The 249-nt window shown below is 46.6% G+C and carries 1 protein-coding gene; it reads left to right on the forward strand.

Features of this window, described 5'->3' with window-relative positions; translation table 11 throughout:
- Positions 1 to 206, forward strand: a 206-nt coding sequence (locus tag SB764_RS43150) for a DUF2459 domain-containing protein (protein ID WP_410867188.1), incomplete at its 5' end; no start/stop codon positions are given.
- Positions 207 to 249 lie beyond the last annotated feature (43 nt).

A 249-nucleotide genomic window follows, 5' to 3' on the forward strand; every position in this document is an offset into this window, starting at 1 on the left:
GCAGTTTTTCCCGTAGCGAGGCGGGAAATGTTATTCCACTCAAAAAAGGCATTTATGGTGACAGCCAGTTTTATGCCGCCAATGGTCGCTATGGGATTTTAAATACCTGTAATAAATGGACGGCAAAAGGGTTACAAAGCGCGGGGATAGAGATTGAACCGGCTTTAAAATTGACGGCGGGGAGTGTGATAAGCGCAATGCCTTAACGATTGTCAGGCACAAAAAAAGCGCCGCACGGCGCTTTTTTTG

The organism is Paraburkholderia sp. SIMBA_027, assembly GCF_046535315.1.
GTDB classification, from domain to species: Bacteria; Pseudomonadota; Gammaproteobacteria; order Burkholderiales; family Burkholderiaceae; genus Paraburkholderia; species Paraburkholderia tropica.